Below are 17,776 nucleotides of genomic sequence, written 5' to 3'. Positions count from 1 at the left end.
GAGCCGTCCTCGGACTTTCCGTCAGGTTTCGGTGCTCCGGCACGTTCCCGTTGGCCGGGTCCGCACGGCTGGTGTCAGGAGGACGGGCGTCCGGTCGGATCGTCGTCCCTACCGGCAGCGCCGCCGCGTCGGCCTGGGCCGTCGGCCGGTTCGCCGCTGATGGCACCATTTCCGGGGGTACCGCTGGCGGAGGGGTTCTCCTCCGGCACCGTCTCACTCTCAAGGATTGGGGCGGACGCCTGCGCGCCCTGCTCCGTGTCCCCGTCCTCATCCTCGTCCGCCGGCTCGAAGCCCTCACGGTAGACCGATTCCTCCGGTCCTCGGTGGCGGATGCCCTGGACGATGAAGATGACCAGGCCCAGGGCGATTGCCGCGAACGAGGTCCACATGTTGGCGGGGATTCCGAGGAACCCGTCGGAGGTGGGATCGATGCGGATGGCCTCGAGCCAGCTTCGGCCCATGCCGTACCAGATGAGGTACAGGCCCAGGGCGCGGCCCCAGCGGGCGCGGATCTTGCGCTCGAGGAACAAAATGATGGCCACGCCGATGAGGTTCCAGATGATCTCGTAGAGGAACAACGGGTGGAACAGGGTGCCGATGGGTGCGTCGGGCGGGAAATTCGGGTTAGAGGACTCGATCTGCAGGCCCCAGGGCAGCGTGGTCGGCAGGCCGAAGAGCTCGTGGTTGAACCAGTTGCCCAGACGTCCGATCGACTGGGCCACCAGCAGGGCCGGGGCCACAGCATCGGCGAACGAGAGGAAGCGGATGCCGGCCCGGCGGCAGCCGATGTAGACGCCGAGGGCGCCGCCCAGCAACGACCCATAGAGGGCATTGCCGCCATCCCAGATCTTGATGATGTCCCACGGGTCGGCGCCCGGGTAGAAGTAGTCGCTCATATGGGTGAACACGTGGTAGAAACGCGCCCCCACCAGGCCCAGGGGAACACACCAGAGGACCACGTCGAGCACGATCTCCGGGTTGCCGCCGCGGCGGGCCAGGCGCTTCTGCGTGATCACGATGGCCGCGACGATGCCGGCCAGGATGCACAGGGCATAGGTGTGGATCGTCAGCGGTCCCAGGTGGAGCTGGGACAGGACGGGATCGGGGCTGGGAATGCTGGTGGGGAGGTACATCGAGACCCTACGTGTCAGGGGGTGTTGTCAGGTTCGATCATGCCATTCTTTGGGCCGGTGCGTGGCACACCGCGATGACGTGGGCTTCACCGTGAAGGAACAAGAAGCGTCCAACCATTGAAGTCGATCCCTGCACGATAGTCGCCCCCGACTGCCGCAAAGGCCTGGCACCACATGGCATGGCCCAGAAAGATGGCCGCCCTCGTCACCAGCCGAAAACCGGCCGAGTCGCCCAACTCCTCGGCTACAGGCGGCGGCTCTCGGCCTCCAGGTTTCTCCGGCTCCCGTCTGCGGCACCAACGTAACCCTAGAGATCCTATTCAGAGGGTATTAGACTGGAAACCTAGGATTGGCGGCGATCGACGATGAGCGGCAACGTACTCCCATTTGATCTCACGGCCGAGGGGACCAAAGTTTTCGACTCGGTGGCCCGGGCCGGAAAGCTGGTCGGCGAGCTGGTGGGCGCAGCCCATCAGCATGTGGAACCGGGGGCAAGAGCCGTTTCCGCTGTGGTCATCGAGACCAAGGATGGCAAGAAGCTGGAAGGCACCATCCCTCGGGAACTAAAAGTGACGATTGGTAGGTTCGTAACGGTCGCGTCCGACCCAACCGACCACAAATACGTCATCATCCGGGAGCCTGCGCGTGCGTCCAAGGGGCGTTTGCGGGCAGCCAAAAGCAAGATCATGCGCCGGGACCGCCGGCGCCGGGTGCCCGAAGCCGTTAAGGACCTGGCCGAGGACTTCGACCGGTCCTTGAAGGCGGCCGGCATTGCTGCCGCGGCTGTGGAACCCGATGTCAGCCCCCAGATGGCGCGCGGAGTCCAGGCCACGGAAAACGCCTGGCGTGATATGGCGGAAGCATATGGGATGCTTTCCAGTCGCGAAGTGGCACAGTTGCTGGGCTCCGGCGCGAAGAACCCGTCCGACTTCACGGCAGACCAGCGCGCCAAGGGAAAGATCCTTGGCGTGCGGCGACGCAACGCCATCCTCTACCCGGGCTACCAGTTCCGCGACGGGGACGTACTGCCGGCGATCCCGAAGTTGATCGACGTCGCCAAAGAGTTCGACGTACCCCTGTCGGAGCTCGCTCAGTGGATCTGCATCCCGACCCGGCAACTGGGAGGGAACAGGCCAGTCGACCGCCTCGACGACGTGGAACGCATCGTGGATGCAGCCCACAGCCACTACGGGATCCAGTGGTAATCCCGGCCCCGCCGTCACCTTTCGCCGTCGATACCCACGTCCTGGCCAAGGGCGCTGCGGTCTACCGGGTCTTCGACGCCCGCTCCGGCCGGAAGGGAAACGCGCCCAACCCGGGCTATGGCGACAGGACCAGATTCGCATTCTTTCCAGTCCACCCCGGCCCGCAGGACTCTGCCGCTAACCCGGCGACAATCCCGCCCGGGCAGTGCCGGGTCGGCATGGTTCCCGTCCTCTATGCCGCCTCCGGGATCAAAGCGGCAGTGAACGAGACGATCCTTCATGACGTCCCCCGCTCCGGGGGCGCCATCCAACCGAGCGACTACGCACACCATGTCGCGGTCAAGTTGGCCGTGAATCGCGCCCTGAGGCTGGCAGCATTCATCGACGACGTGGATCGACGGCTGGATGTGAGCATCAGGGATGTGACCGAAATATTCGGGCAACCGGACCCCGTTGAGTACGAAGAGACCGTGAATTGGTCGGAAGCCGCCTACCGTGCGGGCTTCGACGGCTGCATCTGGATGACCGAGCGCTTCAACTCACAGGCGGCGTACGTCTTCTTTGGGGATCGGGTGGGGGCGGAGGACCTGGAGCCCCTGCCTAACCACTCCAGGGCGTTCGGGACTCCAAGGGACCGGAATTGGCTCACCGACATTTGCGCGCCGTTGAGCATAGAAGTCCGCTGGTAGGAGCGCGGAGCCAGCGGCCGGCCCTCTCGCGGAATCGCTCCTTAAGCGGCCCTCGGTTCGGTCGTTTCTCCAGGACCATTGAGGTGGCACGTGAAATCGGCCTGTTGGACCTTCGCCGTCCGACCCTGGCCGCACCGCTCAGGAATAGGCGGACCGGGGTCGTGGTTGTCGCCCTCATGAAGGTCATCGGAGTCACAGAGTTCGGAGGGCCGGACGCCCTCGCCATCCACGAGGTCCCCGAGCCGCACGCCGGTCCCGGGCAGGTGCGGATCAAGGTCCGCGCCGTCGCCGTCAGCCCGACGGACACCTTGGTGCGATCCGGCGGAAACCAACAGGTCATCCGGACGAAGAATTCCCCGTATGTCCCCGGCATGGACGCCGCCGGCATCATCGACGAGGTCGGGGACGGGGCGCGATTCGAGATCGGCGACGAGGTCATGGCCCTCGCCCTGCCCGCCGGCGAACACGGCGGTGCCTATGCCTCCTATCTGGTCGCCGACGCCGACTCGGTGGCGGAGACCCCCGCCGGAACCGAACTGGAGACGGCCTCCACGATCCCGATGAACGGGCTGACGGCCCTGCAGACGCTGCGTCGGCTCGACCTGCAACCCGGCCAAGTCCTCGCCGTCACCGGTGCAGCCGGAACGCTGGGCGGCTACACCGTCCAGCTGGCCAAGCATGCCGGCTTGACGGTGGTCGCGGATTTCGCGGAGAAGGACCGCCGGATCGTCGAGGCGCTCGACCCCGACCACATGGTCCCGCGTGGCGAGAGCGTCGCCAAGCACATCCGCCGGCTCTACCCGGAGGGTGTGGACGGCATGCTCGACGGCGCCGTGCAGCACGAGTTGGGTCTGCCAGCCGTGAAGGACGGCGGAGGGTTCGCCACCGTCCGCTACTGGGAGGGCCCGAGCGAACGCGGCATTACCATCCACAGGGTCGCGGTGGGCGAGGACTACCACGCCGACGGCAAGCTCGACCGGCTCCGCGAACTCGTCGAGGACGGCGTGCTGACCCCGAATGTTGCCGCGATCCTCCCCTCGGAGCGCGCTGCCGAGGCCCACACGCGGCTGGAAGGCGGCGGCGTCCGCGGACGCCTGGTGCTGACCTTCGACTGAGCCCCCTGTTGATTTACCGCTCTCATACATCGCTAACCGAAGTGGGGAGATAAGGCCGAACCCCCGCCGGGAACCGACGGGTTTCCGGTGGGGCGCGCGGAGTCGGGGGATTGCCGACGCCTGAACGGTAGGCTCAGTGACCATGGCTTTGGGGCGCGAATACCGGAAACTCTGGGTTGGCAATGCCGCTTCCAACTTCGGCGATGGAATCAGCTTTATTGCCATCCCCCTTCTGGCTACGGCATTGACCAACGATCCGCTGTTGGTTGCCGGCCTGTCCATGGCCTATTCCGCTGTCAGGTTCTTGGCGGTGCTACCCATTGGCGCTCTCGTTGACCGGCTCGACCGCAAGACCATTCTCTGGGTCTCCAATCTGGGGAGGGCCGTCTTGCTAGCCGTGCTGGCGATGCTGGTTGCGGCCGACGCCGGCTCGATTCTGGGGCTGTACGTGGTGTTTTCCGTCATCGGTGTCGTGGAGACGGCAGCCGATAACGCCGCATTGTCACTGCTGCCCTCGCTCGTGGACAACGCCGACTTGGAGCGGGCCAATAGCCAGATCTCTGCCACCCAGCTGGTGGCGGATGAATTCGTCGGTCCGCCGTTGGGCGGCTTGATGTTCGCCGTGGCAATTGCCTTGCCCATTGCCGTCACGGGGGGTGCCTACGCAGCCGCAGCCCTCGTCTTCATGTCGTTGGCGGGGACTTTCCGTGCGAAGCAACCCGGTGGGTCTTCCCGTTCCCTGCGTCGGGAGGTGGTGGAGGGCGCATCCTGGTTGGCCCGCCATGAGCTCCTGCGTTCACTGGCAATCATCGGCGGTCTGGCCAGCGTCGGCTACATGATGCCCTTCTCGATACTTGTCCTCTTCGCCGAGGAAATCCTGGGCCTGGAGCCGGCCGGCTATGGCGTCCTGCTCTCGGCTTCGGCTCTGGGCGGACTGCTGGGGGCCGGGATTGCAGGGCCACTTCGCAGGAAACTTGGATACGCCGTCACCGGCACCGGAAGCCTGCTCCTGGGAGCGCTGAGCTTGCTGGTCATCGGGCTGACTGACATGGCCTGGTTGGCCGGCTTGTGCCTGGCCGCGTACATTCTGCATGCCGTCCTCTTCAGCGTCTGCATGAGTTCCCTGCGCCAACGCCTGGTCCCCGAGGCATTGCGGGGCAGGGTCAATTCGGTATCCAAGCTATTCGGGTTGGCGGGATTGGCCGTGGGAGCAGGAATCGGCGGGGTCCTCGCGAGCGGGGTCGGGCTGGCTGCCCCATTCCTCGCCGGAGCATTGGCCTTCATCTTGTGCGCGGTCATCTGCTGGGTATATTTGCAGAAATGGCAGAAAGCGTCCCTTGCCATTTCGCAGCACAGCACATAGGCCCGCGAGGGCCGTGGAATCTACCGTAGAAGCCAGCAACGCCCCTGCAAGCATGTCCTGGTTGGTCGGACGAGCCGGGCACAATGGAGGGGTGAACCCCCCGTCTCCCGGCCCGTCCCCTGCGGCCGACCGGCCCTTCGATCTGGCCGCCATCGGCGCCGGACTCGTCTTCGCCGAATCCTTGGACGCCCTCGAGACGGCACTGGCCGAGCGGGCGCCGGCGGGCACCGCCGTGGTCCAGGCGCCGCCCGGTACCGGCAAGACCACCCTGGTCCCGCCGCTCGTGGCCAACCTGGCCGGCCGGGTCATCGTGACGCAGCCGCGCCGGGTGGCCGCCCGAGCCGCGGCCCGTCGGCTGGCCCAGCTCGACGGCAGCCGGGTGGGCGACCGCGTCGGCTACACGGTCCGCGGCGAACACCACGCCAGTGCCGCAACGCTGGTGGAATTCGTGACCCCGGGGATCCTGCTGCGCCGGCTGCTCGCGGACCCAGGGCTCGACGGCATCGCCGCGGTCATCATCGACGAGGTCCACGAACGCGCACTGGATACCGACCTGCTGCTCGGCATGCTCGCGGAGGTCCACGAACTGCGCGGCGACTTGGCGTTCCTGGCCATGTCCGCGACGCTCGACGCCCCGCGCTTCGCCGCACTGATCGGGGTGCACGACGGCGAGGGGCCGGCCCCCGTCATCGACTGCTCCTCCGCGCTGCACCCGCTGGACACTCGGTGGGAGCCATCCCCGACACCGCGGTTGGATGAACGCGGCGTGACCCGGGGTTTCCTGGACCACGTGGCCGGCACCGCCGCGGCGGCACACCGGGCGGCGCTGGCCGGGAACCCTGACATCGACGCCCTCGTGTTCGTGCCCGGCGCGTGGGAGGTCGGGCAGGTAGCCGCCAGCCTGCGCCGCCGCGTGTCCGGCTCGCCCACCGAGGTGCTCGAACTGCACGGCCAGATCGACGCTGCCACCCAGGACCGGGCGATCTCCGGACGCGCGGCCGGGGACCCGGCGCGCATCATCGTCTCCACGTCGCTGGCCGAATCCTCGCTCACGGTGCCCGGCGTCCGACTGGTCATCGATTCCGGGCTGTCCCGCGAACCCCGGCGTGATACCACCCGCGGCATGACCGGACTGGTGACCGTCTCCGCCTCCCGCGCCTCCTGCGACCAGCGGGCCGGCCGTGCCGCCCGCCAGGGCGCGGGCACCGTGGTGCGCTGCTACGACCAGAAGACCTTTGGCGCGGCGCCGGCACATCCGACCCCGGAGATCGCCGTCGCCGAACTGACCGGCGCGGCCCTGACCCTGGCCTGCTGGGGCGCACCCGGCGGCCGGGGCCTGAAGCTCCCGGATGATCCACCGGCCGCAACACTGCGCGACGCCCTCGAGGTGCTCGCCGAGCTCGGCGCCATCGATGTCGGCGGGCTGGCCACCCAGGTGGGACGGACGTTGTCCGGGATCCCCGCCGAGCCCCGGCTCGCCCGGGCGCTCATCGACGGCACCGCGTGGCTGGGTTCCGGCACGGGAAACCACCGGAAGACGGCCGCCCGCCACGTCGCGGAAATCGTGGCCATGGTCGCCGGCGGCGCACGGGCCCCTGGAGCGGACCTGACCCGATTGCTGGCATCCCTGCGCAACGGGTCCGATCCATCGGCCCGGGCGTGGAAACGCGAGTCCACGCGGTTCGAGGGCATCGCCGGGGGAGCCAGCACCCCCACGACGAATCCCCCCTCCGGCAACAACCGGCACGACGCCGCCCCCGCGGGCGAGGCGGGGCTGGTGGTCGCCCTGGCCTATCCGGACCGGGTCGCCCGGCGCGCGACGGGCGGCGCCCAGGAGAGCTACCTGCTCGCCTCCGGCACCCGCGCCGGCTTGCCGGCCGGTTCACCGCTCTCCGGGCACGAATGGCTGGCGATCGCCGAGGTCTCCCGCGCCGCAGGAAGGAACGCCGCCGGTACCGGCGCCGTCATCCGCTCCGCCGCACCCCTGGAGGAGGAACTGGTCGAGGCCGCCGCTGCGCATCTGCTCACCGACCGCGTGGAAGCGCGCTTCACATCGGGCAAGGTGGCGGCCCGCCGCGAACGCCGACTCGGCGCCATCGTTCTGAGCACGACGCCGGTACGGGCCTCGGTGAAAAGTGCCCGTGCCGCCGTGGCGGTCGCACTCGGGCGTGACGGTCTGCAGGTCATCGGATTCTCACCCGGGGCCGACGCGTTGCGCCGCCGCCTGGCCCTGCTGCATCGCGAACTCGGGGAGCCATGGCCCGATGTCTCCGAGTCCGCGCTCTTGGAGCGGTTGGACACATGGCTGTCCCCGGAACTGGATCGACTGGCCGGTGGGGCGAATGTGAAATCCATCGACCTGGCCGAGCCGCTGCGGCGCCTGTTGCCCTGGCCCGAGGCTTCGCGGTTCGGCGAGCTGGCTCCGGAGCGTCTGCAGGTCCCCAGCGGATCCAATGTGCGGATCGCCTACCCGAAGATCGACGAAGAGGACGGTCGGCCCGTGGTGGCCGTGAAGTTGCAGGAATGCTTCGGTTGGACCGAGACACCGCGGCTGGCCGATGGCCGCGTGCCCGTGCTCTTTCACCTGTTGTCCCCGGGCAGGCACCCCCTGGCGGTCACGGATGACCTGGCCTCGTTCTGGGCCGGCCCCTATGCCCAGGTCCGTGCCGAAATGCGCGGCCGGTACCCGAAGCACCCGTGGCCGGAGGACCCGTGGAGCGTTCCGGCCACCGCCAAGACCAAGCGGCGGCTGGCCGAGGGCGGCGGCCGCTAGCGATCATCCTGTCTGCGGCTGCCGGATGACATAGAACGGGAGGACAGCCCGTCAACTGTCCTCCCGCACCTGCGTCGAACCACCCGAGGTGGAACGTCGCGTTTCTACTTCACCAAGCTGATCTTCTCCACCTTGAACAACGGCACCGTGGTACTGCCGCCAATCTGTGTGTCGTAGCTGAAGGAACTCACGACCGTGGCCGTGATGCGGGCCTGGTCTTCCGCGACGAACTTGTCGAGCTGCGGGCAGTTTTCGTCTCCGTCACCTGCGGTGAAGATTGAGTTGTGCTCGTAGTCCCACGCATCGGCCATGTTCGCCTGGGCGATGTCGGCCCGGAAGATGCAGGAACCGGTCGCGGAATCGAACTGCGTGATCTCACCGTAGACGACCAGCGTTTCCCCGGTGTGGGAGTCCGGCTTCTTCACGATCAATGACAATTCACGCGCCGACACCGGCTGGGCCGAGTCGATGCGCTTCTTCTCCGCGGCCTTCGCCTTCTTCTTGGCGGCCGCTTCGGCTTTGGCCTCGGCCTTGGCGGCAGCCTGCTCGGCCTTCGCCTGGCGTTCGGCTTCGGCTTCTGCTGCTGCCTGTTCGCTGGCCTGCGCCTGCGCTTCGGCCTCTGCCTCGGCTTCGGCGGCTGCGGCCGCTGCGGAGGCAGATGCCTCCTGCGCAGCCGCGTCGGCGACTTCGGAGGTGCCAGCTGCGGTTACCGCGTCCGAACCCGGGGCGGTCGACGCCGTGGTCGACGGTTCGCTTCCCAGGAGGTTGCCGAGGACCGAGATGACGATGAGTGCGCCCAGTGTGATGGCCCACCAGCGCAGATACCACGGCTTCTTGGGCCGCGCTGGAACATTGTGCTGGGAAAAACCTTCCGGCCCAGCTCCTGAGTCCGGATGTTGGGAAAACATCACGAACCCCCCTTCGAGATGTGCCGCTGGGGCGCCGGACGGAATGCCCGGTTCGCTGCGGCGAGTGATAACCCGAAGATAGGGGGCGCCTCCGACACTTTGGGACGGGCGGGGCCGAGCCTACGTGCGGTTACCGGAAGATGTCCGAGCGCACGCCCACGATGAACTGGTCGCCCTTGCGCGCGATCTTCACGTATTTCACCAGCAGCCCGTAGCCGATGGCGATGCAACCCCAGGTCGGGACGACGTGGGTGTGCAGGAAGATCGCGAAGCCGGCGCCCTGTTTGATCCGTGCATCCGGCGGCCGGTTGTAGTCGATGACCACTGCCTGCTTGTAGTCACCGGCCTTCATGATCCTGTAGAGGTTCTCATCGGGCCAGCGCCGGTGCGAGGCCGACTTGTCCAGATAGTACTTGTTGTAGGAGGACCCGGCGGTGCCCGGCCAACGGGACCTGGGGTTCAGCTTGCGGTAGGACAGCTTCGTGCCCGGGTTGCCGGAGCCGAAGGCCTCGGTCACGGAGAACATGCCCTGGGGCGACCAGCGGTTGCCGGTGTGTCCGGAGGCAACGCCGGGCTCCTTGAATCCGCGTAAAAGGCAGCGGAAGGGAGCGTCGGAATACGCGCGAAGTGCCCGCGATATGCCTACAATAAATGCCGATGGTTTAGCAGCAAGCCATCCAACAGCTCTCCGGATCCATGGCACCCCAGGACCGGACGACCCATGGATCGGCCTCATTGGAAACGCTCGAAGCTGCGAACTACCCGGACCCCGCCCTCTGGGACCACATTCACTCCCTGGTCCTGGAGGAAAGCGATCTCGCCGACTTCCTAGACGGACTGGCCCGCCATGCCGCGGCTTCCTTCCGCCATGACGGCACCGATATCCTCAGCGGCATCACGCTCCTGCGCGGCCGCAAGGCAGCCACCGTGGCCAGCAGCTCGGAACGGGCCCGGTACCTGGACGAAATCCAGTACGGCTTCGGTGACGGACCGTGCCTGACCGCCGCACGCGAACACGAACTGGTCTTCGTCGCCGACGTGGCCGCCGATCGCCGGTGGCCCGATTTCACCGATCCCCTGGAACGCGAAGGCATCCGCTCCATCCTCGCCGTGCCCTTCGAACTGGGGGCCGACGGCCAGGCGGCGCTGAACCTCTACTCGACGACCACCGACTGCTTCGATCCGGCCACGACCGCAGACGTCCAAGCGCACGTGGCGCAATGGTCCAAGGCCCTGCGCATGGGCCTGCGCTTCGCCCACTACGTGGAGTCGGCTGCGGACCTGCGTGCCGCGCTGGAGTCGCGCACCACCATCGACATCGCCGTGGGCGTGATCATGGCCGAAAACCGGTGCGGGCAGCAGGAGGCCTTCGAAGTGCTCCGCGCGGCCTCCAGCGGCAGGAACAGCAAGCTGCGCGACGTCGCCTCCGAGATCGTCGCCGCGCTGGGGCAGCCGGAACCCACGACACACTTCAGCTGAACCGCGGACGACGGGGCCCGGACCAGGTGGCACGCCGTCCGGCCAGCGGCTGGAAGGGCTTCCCTTCGGCCACCGGTAGGCTAGCTCGGTGGATCCCCAAATCGTTGCCGTCGCCGCCGGCCTGGTACTTGTCGGCGCCGTCGCCCAACGGGTCGCCGGATTGGGGTTCGCCATGCTGTCGTCCCCGTTCCTGGTCCTGTTGCTCGGCCCGCACGACGGCGTCCTGCTGGTCAACATCTGCGGTGTCGTCTCCTCGGTGCTCATCACCCCGCGGGTCTGGAAGGACATCAACTGGTCCGCATTCCGCTGGCTCACCGCCTTCAGCGTCGTTGGGTCGGTAGGCGGGGCCATCATCGCCTCCCGGATGGAATCCGCGCCACTGTCCCTGGTGGTGGGCATCGTCGTGCTGATCGCATTGCTGCTATCCGTTGGCCTGTCCCGGGCGAACGCCCACATCAGTGGGCCGGCACCCCGCGCCGTGGCCGGCGCGCTATCGGGGCTGACGAACGCCATGGCCGGGGTCGGTGGTCCAGCGGTCAGCGCCTACGCGGTGCTCTCGCGGTGGCCGCAGCGCTCCTTCGCCGCCACGATGCAGCCGTTCTTCGCCGTGATCGGCTTCGTCACCGTCGTCTCCAAGGGCGTGGTCGCCCCGGAACAGCAACTCGTGCTGCCCTGGTGGGACTGGGGGTTGTTCGTGCTGGCCATCGCCATCGGGATCTTCGGCGGGGAACGGCTGCAACGCCACGTCAAGGACCATCATGCCCGGGTCTTCATCCTGGCCATCGCGTTCGCCGGTGCGCTGGCCGCCGTCGCCAAGGGGTGGATCGGCCTGGCGTGAATCAGCGCCGCTGAACGACGACGACGGTGTCCTCCAGGGTGCCCGGCTCGCCATTGGGGCCGGTGGCCTCGCGCGACCTGGTTTCCGCCGTCGTGATCTCCCAGGCGGCATCGTCCAGATCCAGTGCTGCCAGTTCCTCCGTCGGCGAGGGGAAGTCCCGCGGACCGTGGTGGTGATTTCCGGCCCACGGTGGAGCGCTCGCATGGGAGACCAGCAGCAACATGCCGCCCGGGGCGACCGCAGTCGCTGCCCGGCGCAGGATCTCGCCCCGCGGCAGGGGGATTTGCGAGGCCAGGAAGCAGGCGGAGACCAGATCGAACGTCCCCGCCGGGAAGTCCTGGGCGAGATCGATCTGCATCCACTCGATCTCCTGCCTCATCGCGCGGGTCCTGGATTCTTCCCGCGCGCGTTCCAGTGCCGTCTGAGAGATGTCGACGCCGGTGACCTTCCAGCCGGCCTCGGCCAGCCAAAGCGAGTCGCCGCCTTCGCCGCACCCCAGGTCAAGTGCGGTGCCCGGCTTGACTCCGGTGACGATGTCCACCAGAGCGCGGTTGGCCGAACCGCTCCAGATCCTCTCGCGCTCGCCGTAGCGGGCATCCCAGAAGACCTGTGCGTCCACGGGGGGCCCGGCTTCGCCGTCGTGATGGTGCTCATGGTGGTGTTCCATCGTGTCCTCGATCCGTTCGTTCATGCTGCGTCGATCCGCTCGGTGGCGAGGTCGAAGTCCTCGGTCACCAGGTCCATGTTGACCATGCTGCCAGCCATCGTGCCGGCCGACATGCTGATCGGCACATTGGCCATCGGATTGGTGATGTTCCCGGCGGCGAAGACGCGGGGGTTGCTGGTCTTGCCGGCGAAGTCGGCGTGGATGAAGCTGCCGAAGGGCATCTCGTCGCGTTCCAGTCCCAGGTCGTCCAGGTAGGCATCGTTCGGGTGCAGCTTCCCGGCGGTGAAGATCGCGTCGAGAGCCACCTTGTCTCCGTCCGTCAGGCGCACCCCGGTGAGGGCACCGGCGTCGTTCCTGGTCACCTCGGTCACGCGCCGTGGCTCGATGACCACGCCGCGTGAGCCAAGCGTGCGGGCGACGCTGTCATCGATCGGACCGGCATCCGCGCTGAGGAGCACCACGTCCTCGCTCCACTGCCGGATGAGGTGGGCTTGGTGCAGGCCCATGGGTGAGGTGGCGAGCACGCCGAGTCGCCGGCCCCTGACTTCCCAGCCATGGCAGTAGGGGCAGTGCAGCACGTCGCGGCCCCAGCCTTCGGCCAGCCCAGGGAGGGGTGGGAGGTCGTCGCGGACGCCGGTGGCGGCGATGAGCCGGCGGGCGGTTCGGATGGAGCCGTCGGTGGTGGTCACGGCAATTCCGGTGGCCGTTTCGGTGACGGTGGAGGCGCCGGTGGCGCTGAATTGGACGCCGTAGGCCTCGGCCTCCGCGCGTCCACGGGCCAGGAAATCCCGCGGGTTCAGACCGTCGCCACCCAGGATGCCGTGCATGTGTGCGGCAAAGCGGTTGCGTGGGCTGGCCGTGTCGAGTATCAGGACGCTGCGCAGGGAGCGGCCGAGCATTTGTGCGGCGCTGAGTCCTGCTGCGCCGGCGCCGATGATGATGACGTCGAAATCGTTCGTGGTTTCCATGATTCAACCTTGGAACAGAGGGTGCTAAACTTGCAACTATCTTTGCGAAAACAGCAAGTTTGGAGTGTGGGATGAAAGACACGGTACTCGAGCAGGTCGGACCCCGGCTGCGGGCGGCCCGGGTGAAGCAGGACAGGACTCTGGATGACCTGGCCAGGAAGGCCGGCATGTCGGTCTCCACGCTGTCCCGCCTGGAATCGGGAAAGCGTCAGGCCAGCCTGGAACTGCTGCTGCCGCTGACCCGCGAGCTGCGCATCACCATCGACGACCTCATCCCCGCCGAGGTGCCCGACCCGCGGATCCGACCGGTGACGACGACACACCATGGCATCCGGACCCTCAGGCTCTCCCCGCCGAATTCGCCGACCCAGACCTTCCGGATGACCTATCCCGGACGCAAGACCCTGCCGGAACAGCGCGTGCACGACGGCCATGACTGGGTGTATGTCCTCGCGGGCCAGCTGCGCCTGCAGCTCGGCGACCGCGACCTGGTGTTGGGCCCCGGCGAGGCAGCGGAGTTCGACACCCGGGTCCCCCACGCCATGGGTTCGGCCGACGGCAAGCCGGTGGACGTGCTGAGCATTTTCGGAGCCGACGGCGAACGGATCCACACGCAGACGCCAGACGAGCGGTGAGCCGGTCGGGGTTGGCCCGCGTCATGGCTCCTAAATGAGGGCCGGAGGCGCGAAGTCACCCAGACGCTGGCCCGGTCCGCGGGACATCCAGAATCTCTTGGTTTCCATGAGGAACAAGTCGATGTCCAGTTCGCGAATGCCCGGAATGGTCCCGAAGTCCTCGTTGATCAGCTCCGCCAGATGCGCACGGTTTCGGGCCAGTCCGGTGCAGAAGACGTTGTACTCCGAGGCGACTTGCGTGACGAACCGCGTTGATGGATGGTGTGCGAGCTCCCGGCATACGGCCGTGATGGACTCGTGGGAGGCCTTGGCCCGCAGGGCGAACGGAGCCTCGTACCCCAGGTAGGCGCCGTCGATTTCAACCCGGGGCCGAAACCAGCCGTTGGACATGAAGCGGTGGAGCATTCGATTGGCCGTCGAGTGCGCGAGGCCAAGTTCGCTGCCGATCCGTGAAGCCGTTGCGCGCGCATCCTGTTGGAGCAGGGACAGTGCCCGCTTTTCCTGGTCGTCGGGCAGGGCGAAGCCGCTCGGTGCGGCAGTGGTTTCCTCGTGCTGTGGGATGGGCGGCGACGCAGGAACGCACAGCTCCCGCTGTCGGTCATCCAGGATCTGTGGATCCCAGCCGGACCCCTTGACGGCATATGCCAGCACCGGAAGGGTGATCACCGAGGACACGCCGGGTAGTTCGTGGATGGTGCGGAGGATCTCCGCAGCCTTTTCTTCGGTGGGTGCATGCAGCGTCGCAAATATGGGATAGCGACCGTAGGCCAGGGCCAGGTGCTGGATATTGCCGAATTCGGCCAGGGCATCGGCTATCTGCGAGGGGGGCGCCCCGTTGGTCTCCACTCGGAGGTGGACAGGGAGGGTGGATGAATACAGGCCCCAATTGACTTCGCCGACGACCCGGACGATGTTTTCCGTGGCCAACCGGGCATAGCGGCGGGATACCGTACTCGCGTTAACGCCGACGATGGGTGCGATCTCATCCCAGGGGGCACGCGGGTTCGCGTGGAGTACTCCAATGATTGCCCGGTCCAAATCGTCCAGCATGGGTCCATCTTCGCATGAAACCCGCCGATTGCCCGCGTTCATCAACCATCAAGTGAGCAGTTCATGCAAAAATGTCTTGTTTTTTGAGTATTACCTGCAATAACATCGTGAGCTACGCCATAAACTTGCTTGCAGAGTAGGGAAATACGCATGGAAACATCACTCGGGACCGAACCCCAGTCGGCCTTTGTCCGGGCCTCGTTCCGCATCTTCGGGGCCATCGAACGGGTTGGAAACAAGCTCCCGCAACCGTTCTGGCTCTTCTGGATCCTCGCTGCCGTGGTGATCGTCCTCAGCGCGATCCTGGAAGGCGCGGGAATCTCCGCCATTAATCCCAGCTCCGGCGAGACTGTGCAGATCCGCAGCCTTCTGAGCGCCGACGGAATGCAGACGATCATCGGCGATGCGGTCAAGAACTTTGCCAATTTCCCTCCGCTGGCCACCATCATGACCACCCTGCTGGGAATCGCCGTCGCCGAGCGCAGCGGATTGATCGATGCGGTGTTGCGCCAGACGGTAACCCGCATGCCGGCCAAGTACGTGACCTTTGCCCTCTCCATGGCGGCAATGGTCGGCCACGTGGCCGGCGATGCCGCCTACGTGACCCTCATCCCGCTGGGTGCCATGATCTTCCGTGCCGTGGGGCGCAGTCCCGTGCTCGGTGCAATCGTCGCCTTCGTCTCGATTTCGGCCGGGTACGATGCCTCGCCGTCGTTGACCACTACCGACGTCCTGCTTTCGTCGATCACGACAGCCGCGGCAACGACCATCGATGCGACCGTGCATGTGACGCCGCTGGCCAACTACTTCTTCGGCGCGGCCTCATCGGTGCTCATTGCCATCACCATCACCCTGGTGGTGGAGCTGGTGCTGGCCAAACGTCCGGACCTCGACGCGGACGACAACGACGACAACGGGCCGACGCTCTCGGACCTCATGATCACCAACGTCCAACGCCGTGCCCTGCGCCGGTCGGGGTGGGCCGCCATCATTTTCTTCGTGGTCCTCGTGGCCGCCATGCTTCCGTCGACGTCTCCCTTGCGTGGGGAGGGCGGCAGCATTCTGGCATCGCCGGTGATCAGCGGGATGGCCTTTGTCATCGGCTTGTTCTTCGCTGTCGTCGGGTTCGTCTACGGCCGGACCGCCGGAACCTACGCCAAAACGTCCGACGCCCTGTCGGCCATGGTGGAGGGCATGAAGTCGATGGCCCCGATTCTGGTGCTGTTCTTTGCCATCTCCCAGTTCCTGGCCTACTTCAAGTGGACCGGCATCGGGGAAGTCCTCGCCATCACCGGAGCCGGTTCCCTGGAGCGTCTCAATGCGCCCGCCTGGGCCATCCTCCTGGGGCTGGCGGTCATGATCTCGATCATGAACTTCGTGGTGACCAGTGGCTCGGCCATGTGGTCGTTGGCCGCTCCGATCTTCGTCCCGATGTTGATGCTGCTGGACATCGCGCCGGAGACAACCCAGGCCATGTACCGGATCGCGGACTCGGTCACCAACTGCGTGACCCCGATGAGCCCCTACTTCGTGATGGCGCTGGGCTTCATCCAGCAATACCGCAAGTCCGCAGGCATCGGAACCTTGGCTTCCTTCACGATTCCCCTCGCCATGGTTATCTGGGTCGTGTGGATCGCCTTCTTCATGCTGTGGTTCGGACTCGGGATTCCCTTCGGCATCTGAGAACCGGCCCCGGGCTACGCGAACCCCATACGCAAAACCAAGGAGCACCCGCATGACATCACATTTGGAATCGGCCCAGTCGGCCCAGCCAGCCATGGTGCAGGACATTGCCGACCTCGTCCGCCTCGAGACGCACAGCTACGACCTGACGGCACTCCAACAGGGCGCCGAACACATCAGGCAACTGACCATTGGCCACCTCGGCGAGCCCGCCAACCTGGACATCCTCGACGGCGGCGACCAGGGGCCCACGGTGAAAATGACCTACCCGGGAACCGGAGTGGGGCGCGTGCTCGTCATCGCCCACTATGACACCGTGTGGCCGACCGGGACCCTGGAGACGTGGGGCATCCGCGAATCCACCGACGACGCCGGACGACCCACCCTGAGCGGTCCGGGGATCTTCGACATGAAAACCGGGCTGGTCCAGGGCATCTGGGCCCTGCGGCTGCTGCGGGAGACCGGACTCGATACGCCCACCGTCACCTTCCTCTTCAACGGCGACGAGGAGATCGGCTCGCTGTCCTCGCGCCCGCACATCGAAGCCGCGGCCCGCGACGCCGACGCCGTGCTCGTGCTTGAACCCACCTCCGGAGGTGCGGTCAAGACGGGACGCAAGGGAATCGGTATCTTCCGCATGACAGCCACCGGTGTGGAAGCCCACGCGGGCCTCAACCCGACAGCCGGTGCCAGCGCCATCCACGCCATCGCCGAGGCCATCACCGCCGCCACCCGCATCGCTGACCTGTCCAAGGGAACCTCCATCAACGTGGGGCTGGTCAGCGGCGGCTCCGGCACCAACGTCTCGGCCGGTCATGCAACGGCCGTGGTGGACATCAGGGTCGAAAACGGCGGGGAAATGCAACGGGTCGACGCGGCATTCGATGCGTTGGAGGTCAGCGACCAACGCGTCACCCTGGACATCGAGCACAACTGGAACCGACCACCGATGTCCATGGGCCAACCAGGGGAGAAGCTCTTCAGCCTCGTGCGCAAGGCCGCGGCCGACTTCGGCCATGACCTGACAGGCATTTCGGTCGGCGGCGGCAGCGACGCCAACTTCGTCGCCGCCCTGGGCATACCCGTGCTCTGCGGCATGGGTGCCGTCGGCGATGGCGCCCACGCACGGAACGAATACATCTACCCGGATGCGATCCCGCTCTACACCGCCATCACCGCAGAGGCCATGGGGAAGCTCGCGGCCGGGCTGGCCTAACCTCGCCGGCCCCTGTGACGGGTCTTCTATGGCGCCGGACCCACATGTTGGATA

16 protein-coding genes are annotated in these 17,776 nt (G+C 66.7%); 10 read left to right on the top strand and 6 right to left on the bottom strand.

The window, feature by feature from the left end; genetic code table 11:
• Positions 1–74: 74 nt before the first annotated feature.
• Positions 75–1,133, bottom strand: coding sequence for a prolipoprotein diacylglyceryl transferase (gene lgt, locus AC1MEQ_RS05660; protein WP_479794744.1), 1,059 nt, complete (start codon positions 1,131–1,133; stop codon positions 75–77).
• A 365-nt stretch (positions 1,134–1,498) separates the two neighbouring features.
• Between lgt and AC1MEQ_RS05655 the strand changes: the two genes are divergently transcribed.
• The 5 genes from AC1MEQ_RS05655 (at position 1,499) to hrpB (ending at position 8,278) form a co-directional block, all read left to right on the top strand.
• Positions 1,499–2,338, top strand: coding sequence for a hypothetical protein (locus AC1MEQ_RS05655; RefSeq protein ID WP_479794742.1), 840 nt, complete (start codon positions 1,499–1,501; stop codon positions 2,336–2,338).
• 260 nt (positions 2,339–2,598) lie between these two features.
• Positions 2,599–3,027 carry a hypothetical protein gene (locus tag AC1MEQ_RS05650; RefSeq protein WP_479794740.1) on the top strand — a complete coding sequence of 143 codons (429 nt, stop codon included), beginning with the start codon at positions 2,599–2,601 and terminating at the stop codon, positions 3,025–3,027.
• Positions 3,028–3,110: 83 nt separating this feature from the next.
• The gene (locus AC1MEQ_RS05645; protein ID WP_479794738.1) at positions 3,111–4,142 is read left to right on the top strand and encodes an NADP-dependent oxidoreductase; all 1,032 of its coding nucleotides are present in this window, start codon (positions 3,111–3,113) and stop codon (positions 4,140–4,142) included.
• 142 nt (positions 4,143–4,284) lie between these two features.
• A complete protein-coding gene (locus AC1MEQ_RS05640; protein ID WP_479794736.1) occupies positions 4,285–5,505 on the top strand; it encodes an MFS transporter in 1,221 nt (406 codons plus the stop codon).
• A gap of 91 nt (positions 5,506–5,596) precedes the next feature.
• Positions 5,597–8,278, top strand: coding sequence for an ATP-dependent helicase HrpB (gene hrpB / locus AC1MEQ_RS05635; RefSeq protein ID WP_479794734.1), 2,682 nt, complete (start codon positions 5,597–5,599; stop codon positions 8,276–8,278).
• A gap of 104 nt (positions 8,279–8,382) precedes the next feature.
• On the opposite strand, the gene AC1MEQ_RS05630 is transcribed toward hrpB, so the two are convergent.
• Positions 8,383–9,189, bottom strand: coding sequence for a hypothetical protein (locus AC1MEQ_RS05630; RefSeq protein WP_479794732.1), 807 nt, complete (start codon positions 9,187–9,189; stop codon positions 8,383–8,385).
• A gap of 127 nt (positions 9,190–9,316) precedes the next feature.
• A complete protein-coding gene (locus AC1MEQ_RS05625; RefSeq protein WP_479794730.1) occupies positions 9,317–9,712 on the bottom strand; it encodes a hypothetical protein in 396 nt (131 codons plus the stop codon).
• Between the two features lie 209 nt (positions 9,713–9,921).
• On the opposite strand from AC1MEQ_RS05625, the gene AC1MEQ_RS05620 reads away from it, so the two are divergent.
• Together AC1MEQ_RS05620 and AC1MEQ_RS05615 are read left to right on the top strand one after the other, a co-directional pair.
• Positions 9,922–10,665 carry a GAF and ANTAR domain-containing protein gene (locus AC1MEQ_RS05620; protein ID WP_479794728.1) on the top strand — a complete coding sequence of 248 codons (744 nt, stop codon included), beginning with the start codon at positions 9,922–9,924 and terminating at the stop codon, positions 10,663–10,665.
• An 88-nt stretch (positions 10,666–10,753) separates the two neighbouring features.
• Complete coding sequence (locus AC1MEQ_RS05615) at positions 10,754–11,503, top strand: sulfite exporter TauE/SafE family protein (protein WP_479794726.1); 750 nt, start codon at positions 10,754–10,756, stop codon at positions 11,501–11,503.
• 1 nt (position 11,504) lies between these two features.
• Here AC1MEQ_RS05615 and AC1MEQ_RS05610 read toward each other — a convergent pair whose 3' ends face one another.
• Together AC1MEQ_RS05610 and AC1MEQ_RS05605 are read right to left on the bottom strand one after the other, a co-directional pair.
• Positions 11,505–12,194 carry a class I SAM-dependent methyltransferase gene (locus AC1MEQ_RS05610; protein WP_479794724.1) on the bottom strand — a complete coding sequence of 230 codons (690 nt, stop codon included), beginning with the start codon at positions 12,192–12,194 and terminating at the stop codon, positions 11,505–11,507.
• Complete coding sequence (locus AC1MEQ_RS05605) at positions 12,191–13,138, bottom strand: NAD(P)/FAD-dependent oxidoreductase (RefSeq protein WP_479794722.1); 948 nt, start codon at positions 13,136–13,138, stop codon at positions 12,191–12,193. The genes AC1MEQ_RS05610 and AC1MEQ_RS05605 overlap by 4 nt, the downstream gene beginning before the upstream one ends.
• 71 nt (positions 13,139–13,209) lie before the next feature.
• Between AC1MEQ_RS05605 and AC1MEQ_RS05600 the strand changes: the two genes are divergently transcribed.
• Positions 13,210–13,773 carry a helix-turn-helix domain-containing protein gene (locus AC1MEQ_RS05600; protein WP_479794720.1) on the top strand — a complete coding sequence of 188 codons (564 nt, stop codon included), beginning with the start codon at positions 13,210–13,212 and terminating at the stop codon, positions 13,771–13,773.
• A gap of 30 nt (positions 13,774–13,803) precedes the next feature.
• Here the strand turns inward: AC1MEQ_RS05600 and AC1MEQ_RS05595 are convergent, their stop codons facing one another.
• On the bottom strand, positions 13,804–14,823 hold the full coding sequence (locus AC1MEQ_RS05595) for an Lrp/AsnC family transcriptional regulator (RefSeq protein WP_479794718.1): 1,020 nt from the start codon (positions 14,821–14,823) through the stop codon (positions 13,804–13,806).
• A 150-nt stretch (positions 14,824–14,973) separates the two neighbouring features.
• Between AC1MEQ_RS05595 and AC1MEQ_RS05590 the strand changes: the two genes are divergently transcribed.
• Both AC1MEQ_RS05590 and AC1MEQ_RS05585 read left to right on the top strand, forming a co-directional pair.
• Positions 14,974–16,506, top strand: a complete 1,533-nt coding sequence (locus tag AC1MEQ_RS05590) for an AbgT family transporter (protein ID WP_479794717.1) — start codon at positions 14,974–14,976, stop codon at positions 16,504–16,506.
• Positions 16,507–16,558: 52 nt separating this feature from the next.
• Positions 16,559–17,722, top strand: coding sequence for a M20/M25/M40 family metallo-hydrolase (locus AC1MEQ_RS05585; protein ID WP_479794715.1), 1,164 nt, complete (start codon positions 16,559–16,561; stop codon positions 17,720–17,722).
• The last annotated feature ends 54 nt before the right edge of the window (positions 17,723–17,776 follow it).

This window comes from Arthrobacter sp. ASL1 (genome assembly GCF_056680475.1).
The sequence above is the reverse complement of the archived record's forward strand: the minus strand, read 5'-3'. Positions and strand labels throughout refer to the sequence as shown.

What these genes read in the sequence shown, in the direction of transcription:
- lgt (WP_479794744.1), bottom strand. Translation starts at nt 1,133, where the DNA reads ATGTACCTCCCCACCAGCATTCCCAGCCCCGATCCCGTCCTGTCCCAG.
- AC1MEQ_RS05655 (WP_479794742.1), top strand. Translation starts at nt 1,499, where the DNA reads ATGAGCGGCAACGTACTCCCATTTGATCTCACGGCCGAGGGGACCAAA.
- AC1MEQ_RS05640 (WP_479794736.1), top strand. Translation starts at nt 4,285, where the DNA reads ATGGCTTTGGGGCGCGAATACCGGAAACTCTGGGTTGGCAATGCCGCT.
- AC1MEQ_RS05625 (WP_479794730.1), bottom strand. Translation starts at nt 9,712, where the DNA reads ATGTTCTCCGTGACCGAGGCCTTCGGCTCCGGCAACCCGGGCACGAAG.
- AC1MEQ_RS05610 (WP_479794724.1), bottom strand. Translation starts at nt 12,194, where the DNA reads ATGAACGAACGGATCGAGGACACGATGGAACACCACCATGAGCACCAT.
- AC1MEQ_RS05605 (WP_479794722.1), bottom strand. Translation starts at nt 13,138, where the DNA reads ATGGAAACCACGAACGATTTCGACGTCATCATCATCGGCGCCGGCGCA.
- AC1MEQ_RS05600 (WP_479794720.1), top strand. Translation starts at nt 13,210, where the DNA reads ATGAAAGACACGGTACTCGAGCAGGTCGGACCCCGGCTGCGGGCGGCC.
- AC1MEQ_RS05595 (WP_479794718.1), bottom strand. Translation starts at nt 14,823, where the DNA reads ATGCTGGACGATTTGGACCGGGCAATCATTGGAGTACTCCACGCGAAC.
- AC1MEQ_RS05590 (WP_479794717.1), top strand. Translation starts at nt 14,974, where the DNA reads ATGGAAACATCACTCGGGACCGAACCCCAGTCGGCCTTTGTCCGGGCC.
- AC1MEQ_RS05585 (WP_479794715.1), top strand. Translation starts at nt 16,559, where the DNA reads ATGACATCACATTTGGAATCGGCCCAGTCGGCCCAGCCAGCCATGGTG.